Annotated in this window: 9 protein-coding genes; 3 read left to right on the plus strand and 6 right to left on the minus strand. The window is 69.2% G+C overall.

The genetic code is table 11. From position 1 onward, the window contains the following. Both dctP and ENN83_RS11980 read left to right on the plus strand, forming a co-directional pair. Positions 1-817: TRAP transporter substrate-binding protein DctP (gene dctP, locus ENN83_RS11975; RefSeq protein ID WP_287187320.1), on the plus strand; the 817-nt coding region annotated here is incomplete at its 5' end. A 161-nt stretch (positions 818-978) separates the two neighbouring features. Further along, entirely contained in the window at positions 979-1,608 is a 630-nt protein-coding gene (locus ENN83_RS11980) for a hypothetical protein (RefSeq protein ID WP_287187321.1), read from the plus strand. Here the strand turns inward: ENN83_RS11980 and ENN83_RS11985 are convergent. From ENN83_RS11985 to ENN83_RS12005, 5 genes are all read right to left on the minus strand, one after another. Further along, the gene (locus ENN83_RS11985; protein ID WP_287187323.1) at positions 1,533-1,871 is read right to left on the minus strand and encodes a hypothetical protein; all 339 of its coding nucleotides are present in this window, start codon (positions 1,869-1,871) and stop codon (positions 1,533-1,535) included. The genes ENN83_RS11980 and ENN83_RS11985 overlap by 76 nt on opposite strands. Next, complete coding sequence (locus ENN83_RS11990; RefSeq protein WP_287187325.1) at positions 1,804-2,358, minus strand: hypothetical protein; 555 nt, start codon at positions 2,356-2,358, stop codon at positions 1,804-1,806. Before ENN83_RS11990 ends, ENN83_RS11985 begins: the two co-directional genes overlap by 68 nt. Before the next feature lie 112 nt (positions 2,359-2,470). Continuing rightward, the gene (locus tag ENN83_RS11995; protein WP_287187326.1) at positions 2,471-3,178 is read right to left on the minus strand and encodes an SPASM domain-containing protein; all 708 of its coding nucleotides are present in this window, start codon (positions 3,176-3,178) and stop codon (positions 2,471-2,473) included. A gap of 6 nt (positions 3,179-3,184) precedes the next feature. Further along, positions 3,185-3,532 (minus strand): hypothetical protein, encoded by a 348-nt coding sequence (locus ENN83_RS12000; RefSeq protein ID WP_287187328.1) that lies wholly within the window; start codon positions 3,530-3,532, stop codon positions 3,185-3,187. Next, entirely contained in the window at positions 3,529-3,876 is a 348-nt protein-coding gene (locus ENN83_RS12005; RefSeq protein ID WP_287187330.1) for a hypothetical protein, read from the minus strand. Before ENN83_RS12005 ends, ENN83_RS12000 begins: the two co-directional genes overlap by 4 nt. Before the next feature lie 238 nt (positions 3,877-4,114). Here ENN83_RS12005 and ENN83_RS12010 point away from each other — a divergent pair, with 238 nt between their 5' ends. Beyond that, positions 4,115-4,504, plus strand: a complete 390-nt coding sequence (locus ENN83_RS12010; RefSeq protein ID WP_287187331.1) for a hypothetical protein — start codon at positions 4,115-4,117, stop codon at positions 4,502-4,504. 156 nt (positions 4,505-4,660) lie between these two features. Here the strand turns inward: ENN83_RS12010 and queG are convergent, their stop codons facing one another. Continuing rightward, on the minus strand, positions 4,661-5,644 hold the full coding sequence (gene queG / locus ENN83_RS12015) for a tRNA epoxyqueuosine(34) reductase QueG (protein WP_287187333.1): 984 nt from the start codon (positions 5,642-5,644) through the stop codon (positions 4,661-4,663). Positions 5,645-5,705 lie beyond the last annotated feature (61 nt).

Raw genomic sequence — 5,705 nt, forward strand, 5'->3', positions numbered from 1 at the left:
CTACTGGGCCGGGCGCGATGCTGCCTTCTCGCCGCTGGCCACCACCGCCAGCCTGTTCAACGCGGTGGACTATGTGAACTGGATCCTCGAATGGGGCGGGGCCGCGCTTTATGACGAGATCTACGGCAATTACGGCATGGTCTACCTGCCCTATGGCGTCACCAATAACGAATCGGGATTCCGCACCAATTCGCCGATTCGCACGCTCGAAGACCTTCAGGGCAAGTGGCTGCGGCTCTCGGGCCTGGAACAGGGCAGGATCCTCGAACGCCTCGGCGGCAGCCAGGTGTCCATGGCGGGCGGCGAGATCTATCAGGCCCTCGAACGCGGCGTGATCGACGGCGCGGAATTCTCCACCCCGAACGTGGACTGGTCGGGCGGCTTCCAGCAGGTGACGAAATACTGGGCCACGCCCGGCTGGCACCAGTCGGCTTCGGTCTTCGGGGTGATGATCAACAAGTCCGCATGGGACGCCCTCGCCCCCGAGACGCAGGAAAAGCTGCGCGTGGCGGCCAATGCGACGCTGTTGTGGTCGCTCGCCTTCACCGAACGCCGCGCGACCGAGGCCTATGCCCAGTTCGACGAGGCGGTGGAGATCACCCGCTATGACGACGAGACGCTGGCCCGCGTGCAGGAAATCGCCAACGAGGTGATCGTGGAAACCGCCTGCGCCAACCCGAACTCGGCCAAGGTCTATCTCAGCCAGCTCGAATACCTGGCCGATTACGCCCAATGGCGCGACGCCTCGGCGCCCTTCAACCTCGGCCGCACGCCGAACGGCCCGGATATCGAGGCGATTCGCGCCTGCGCCAACTGACCGAACCCACTCGCGAAACGGGGGTCCGCAGCGATGCGGACCCCTTTTTCGTGCAGTCGCGCCCCGATCGCGCGGCGCACCTGCCCTTGGGTCAACAAATTCATGGGCCGCCACGCCCCCAAGCGGTTAACGTCTTCGTGAACGCCCGACAGGTCAGGCCCATGGACGCGTCCTGGATACTCGGCCGCCCCTATACCGCGCTGGTGCCCCCCGCCTGCGCCGACACCCCGCCCGCCATGGCGCTAGCCAAGTTCGTCTCGGGGCTGGAACGGATGCGCGCCGACAGTTCCGATCCGCTGGTCTCCTGGCGTCAGGGCCTGTCGCTTGCCTTTGCCGATCTCGGCCCGCTGGGCGAGGCGGTGGCCCGCGCCACCACCCTTGGCGCCGCGCTGCGCCGCCCGCCCCGCATGGCTGCGCCCGAAAACGCCATCGCCTTCCCCGTCCGGATGCTCGACCGCCGCACCCCCGCCCCCGAGGGCACCAGCTTTGCCGAGCCGCTTGCCGAATGTCGCCGCGCCTGCGGCCACGCCATGCTGACCCGCACCGCGCTGCCGCTCGCCGCCCGACAGGTTCGCGCCCGTCTCGGTCAGCATCAGGTCCAGCCCCGCCCCCCCCTGCGCCCGCACCCAATCGGCCAGGTCGGCCTGTTCCAGCACCTGCCAGAGCCGCGTACCCGACGCCGCCGGATCGCCCAGCCGCGGGTTGTCGCCCAGGCTCACCGCCAGCAGCGCCCCGCCAGCCAGTCCAGCGCACTCGCCACCTGGATCGCCGTCGTCACCGGGCGATCCTGAAACACCTGCGCATGAACGATCCGCGCATCGGGCAGCGCACGCCGGATCACCTCGGCCACCGCCGTTCCATGGCCCAGCCGGTCAGGCCGCGCCGCGACCCAGGTGCCATCCGGCAGGAACAGCCGCACCGAGGCCAGCGACATCGAATGCCCGTCCGGCAGGTCGATCTGGCCCTTCTTCTCCAGCGTCTCGGCATCATAGACCCCGATATTGTCCAGCGTGCCGCCGATGAAGATCGTTCTGCCATCGCTTGAGACGTTCACCGAGTAATAGCTGTGCGGCAGGTTCACCCTTGATCGGCGCGCGCGTCTCCAGATCCGGCGTCAGCAGCCCGGTGCGATTGGCCTCCGGGTCTTCGGAATCGCCATCCTCGCGGAAGGTGCAGAAGGACGTGGTCACCATCCCCGCCACCTTGAATTGCGACCAGGCGTCCAGAACGTCGGGCTGGACATATTCGCCCTTGTCCCAGCCATGGATCGGCAATTCATCCACCTTCTGCCCGGTTGCGCCGTCGAAGACATGCATCTCGCGGCCCATCCCGTGGATCCGGCTGCCATCCCTGGAATAGGCGATCACCGTCACGTGTCGCGGCGCCTCGGCCCGGGCCTGCAGCGCGCCGATTGCCGCGTCATACAGCAACAGCCGCGTGGGCCGCACCTCGAAATGGTCCTTGAAAAGCCCCACCGGGCTTTCATAGACCGCCAGCGTCGTGCCATCGGGCGACAGGTCCATCCCGAACAGCGCCTTCACCCGCTCCTGCTCGGTGCCCAGGATCAGGCGCTGCCCTCTGCGGGCGCGGCGGCTTCGGCCTCAAGGGCCTCGTCCATCGCCTTGGCCCGGGCATTGGCGGGGGTCAGGTGTTTCATTGGGCTCTCCTCGGCTGAGGATGGCGACGGAAGAAATCGGGATTGGCCTGCATGATGCGGGTATAGGCGGCGATCCCGAAATCGACCCAGCCCCGTATCAGGTCGCAATAGTGATAGACCGGCGCGAACGGATCGCCCTGCCGCGCGTAGGATTCGTGGTGGCACCCGCCTGCGCAGATCGACCGGATCCGGCAGGTCCGGCAGCCATGGCCGCTGCGATCCTGCGCCCCCTCGATGACGCCTGCCAGCCGCGGCACGTCGATGCCGGTCTCGACATTGCCATAGGTCGGCTGGTCCGACCCGACGAAGCGGTGGCACAGATGCAGGTCGCCCGCCTTGTCGACCGCCAGCATCCCCAGCCCGGCCCCGCAGGGCACCGCCTTTTTCGTGCCCTGCGCGATGTCCGTCAGCAGCTGGTGCATGTTCGAGAAGCCGATATTCTCGCCCCGTATCGCGGCCTCGACATAGCGCCGCCCGAGCGTCTTCATGTCCTCGAACACCTGCCCCAGCGCAGCACCTTCCAGGTTGAAGACCGACACCGGACCGGACGTCGCCGGGCCGAATCCCACCTCGGCAAAGCCCAGATCGCCGCGCAGATGGTCATGGATCGCCAGCACATCCGTCACCCCGCGCGTCAGCGTCACCCGCGCGCCCACGCGACGCGAGCGATAGCGCCCCAGCAGCATCCGCACATTCCGCGCCACCGCGTCTCAGGTGCCCCGCCCGCCCACGTTCCGCCGGTTCACGTCATGCAGCGCCTTGGGGCCGTCCATCGACTCGGTCAGCCCGAAGCGATGCGCATCCGGCCAGTCCACCAGCGCCCCGGACAAGAGCGTGCCATTCGTGGTCAGTGAGAAATCGACCGTCTTGCCCAGTTCCGCCACCCGCGCCTCGGCATCCGCCACGCCCGCCCGCGCGAACAGGTCGAACACATCGCGCGCCACCGCGTCCATTTCATACAGCCCGGTCGAGGGCACATGCATCAGCATCGCGCGCCCGTCCACCTCGACCCGGTGGGCATTCTCGGGGATGAAGGCCAGCATTCCCATCGCGCTCACCGGATCGGCGGATCGACGAAACGCTGGATCGTGGCGTAAAGCTGCGCGCGCCCCTCCAGCACCTCGCCCGCCTGTTCACGCCGGGCCACCACCCACAGATTGCCCGCATTGTTCGTCATCATCGGCCGTTCCGGGTTCGGCCCCGCATCGCCCGGCGTGAACCGGCCCGTGCCGTCGATCACGCCCGCAAAGCGCGCATCCTCCATCGCCGCGGCCACCGCGTCGAAATTCTCGGTGCTCCAGTCGGCGGGGAAATGGCCCGCGAGGATGTCGTCCTCGGTGCCCGGCTCGCCATCGGGACCGTTCAGGTAGCCCAGAACCTCGAACTGCGCGGGCCTTGGCAATCGGCCCGTCATTGCCGCCCACGCGCGAGATCGTGACCTCGGGCATCACCGCGATCCGGTCCAGCCGGTCATACAGAACCAGCGGCGCGGCCAGATCCCCCAGCCCAAGCGCGACAGGCCCCACCGCCGCCGTCTCCCCGGCGGTCACGCGCAGCACGACCTGCGCCGCGCCCCCGCCACGCTGTCGATCTCGGACTGGGCCGGGGCGGACCGCACCGCGCCGCGCGGCGTGCGCGTGGTGCCCATCGCGCAAGGCTGGCTCTGGATCGCGCAGGGCTGGCCGGGCCGGGCCTGGGTGCAGTTCGTCACCGATGCACAGGGCGACGCCCCGCCCGGCGAGCGCTTCGCCGCCGCTGCCGCCGAAACCGCATCGCTGCCCGCCCTGCAGCCCGAGGGGCCGCTGGTGATCCGCGACTGCACCCCCGCGCTGTCCCCCTTTACCGGCGATCTGGCCGTGCTGACCATCAGCGATTCGGCGGCGGCGGGCGATCCCCTCTCCGGGCATGGTCAGTTCTGGGCGGTTTCGGGCGCGCTGTCGGCAACCGCCGTGCGCCGCAGCCTCGCCGCCCGCCCCGCCCCGGCCCGGAAACCGAGGCGCTGGCCCGCCGCTTCCTCGCGGACCGGCTGACCGAGACCTTCCTGCACCGGGTCCCGTGTCGGCCGCGAATTCGCCCGCCAGGTCGCCGACCATGCCGATGCACCCTTCCGGGTCCGCCGCCACGACTTTCCCGACGATCTGCCCCTGCACCCGCAAGGCAACGGCTTCCGCATCGACCGCGCCGTCCTACTGAGCCCGCGACAGCCGCGCCACCGCCCAGCGCGCGGCCTCGGCCACCGTCGGGTCCGGGTCGCAAACCAGTCTCTGCACCGGCCCGATCAGCGCCCTGTCACCCGAATTGCCGATGGCATAGCAGACATTGCGCACGAAGCGATCCCGCCCGATCCGCTTGATCGGCGATCCCGCGAACAGCGCCCGGAACCCCGCATCGTCCAGCCCCGCCAGATCGGCCAGCCTCGGCGCGACCAGATCGGGGCGGGCTGCATATTTCACCTCGCGCGCGGCCGCGGCGAACTTGTTCCAGGGACAGACCGCCAGGCAATCGTCGCAGCCATAGATCCGGTTGCCCATCAGAGGCCGCAGGCCCTCGTCCACCGGCCCCTTATGCTCGATCGTCAGATAGGAAATGCAGCGCCGCGCATCCAGCTGGAAGGGCGCGGGAAAGGCGCCTGTAGGGCAGGCCTCCAGACAGGCGGTGCAACTGCCGCAATGCTCTTGCCCCGCCGCATCGGGCGGCAGGTCCAACGTGGTGAAGATCGCGCCCAGGAAGAACCAGTTGCCCAGACCCTGCCCCAGCAGGTTGGTATGCTTGCCCTGCCAGCCCAGCCCCGCAGCCTGCGCCAGCGGCTTTTCCATCACCGGCGCGGTATCGACAAAGACCTTGATCTCCGCCCCCGGCGCCGAGCCGATCAACCAGCGGCCCAGCCGCTTCAGCCGCGCCTTCAGCACGTCATGGTAATCGCGGTTCTGCGCATAGACCGAGATCGCGCCGCACTCGAGCCGGTCCAGCACCGCCAGCGGATCATGCGCCGGGCTGTAGGGTTCGGCCAGCATCACCACCGACCGCGCAGCAGGCCACAGCGCCGCCGGATCGCCGCGCCAGCCCATCCGCTCGGCCATCCATGCCATCTGGCCGTGCCAGCCCCGCTCGACGAACGCGGCCAGCCGCGCGGCGGCCTGCGGAATCGCATCGGGGCGGCACACCCCCATCGCGGCAAAGCCCTCGGCCCGGGCCTGCGCTGCCAGCCGATCCTTGAGCGCCCCGCTCAAA

The sequence above is a fragment of the Rhodovulum sp. genome, from assembly GCF_011048875.1.
Taxonomy (GTDB): Bacteria; Pseudomonadota; Alphaproteobacteria; order Rhodobacterales; family Rhodobacteraceae; genus Rhodovulum; species Rhodovulum tesquicola.

Excerpts from the sequence above, each read along its gene's own strand:
- queG (WP_287187333.1), bottom strand. The coding sequence starts at position 5,644 with ATGGGGGTGTGCCGCCCCGATGCGATTCCGCAGGCCGCCGCGCGGCTG.
- ENN83_RS11980 (WP_287187321.1), top strand. The coding sequence starts at position 979 with ATGGACGCGTCCTGGATACTCGGCCGCCCCTATACCGCGCTGGTGCCC.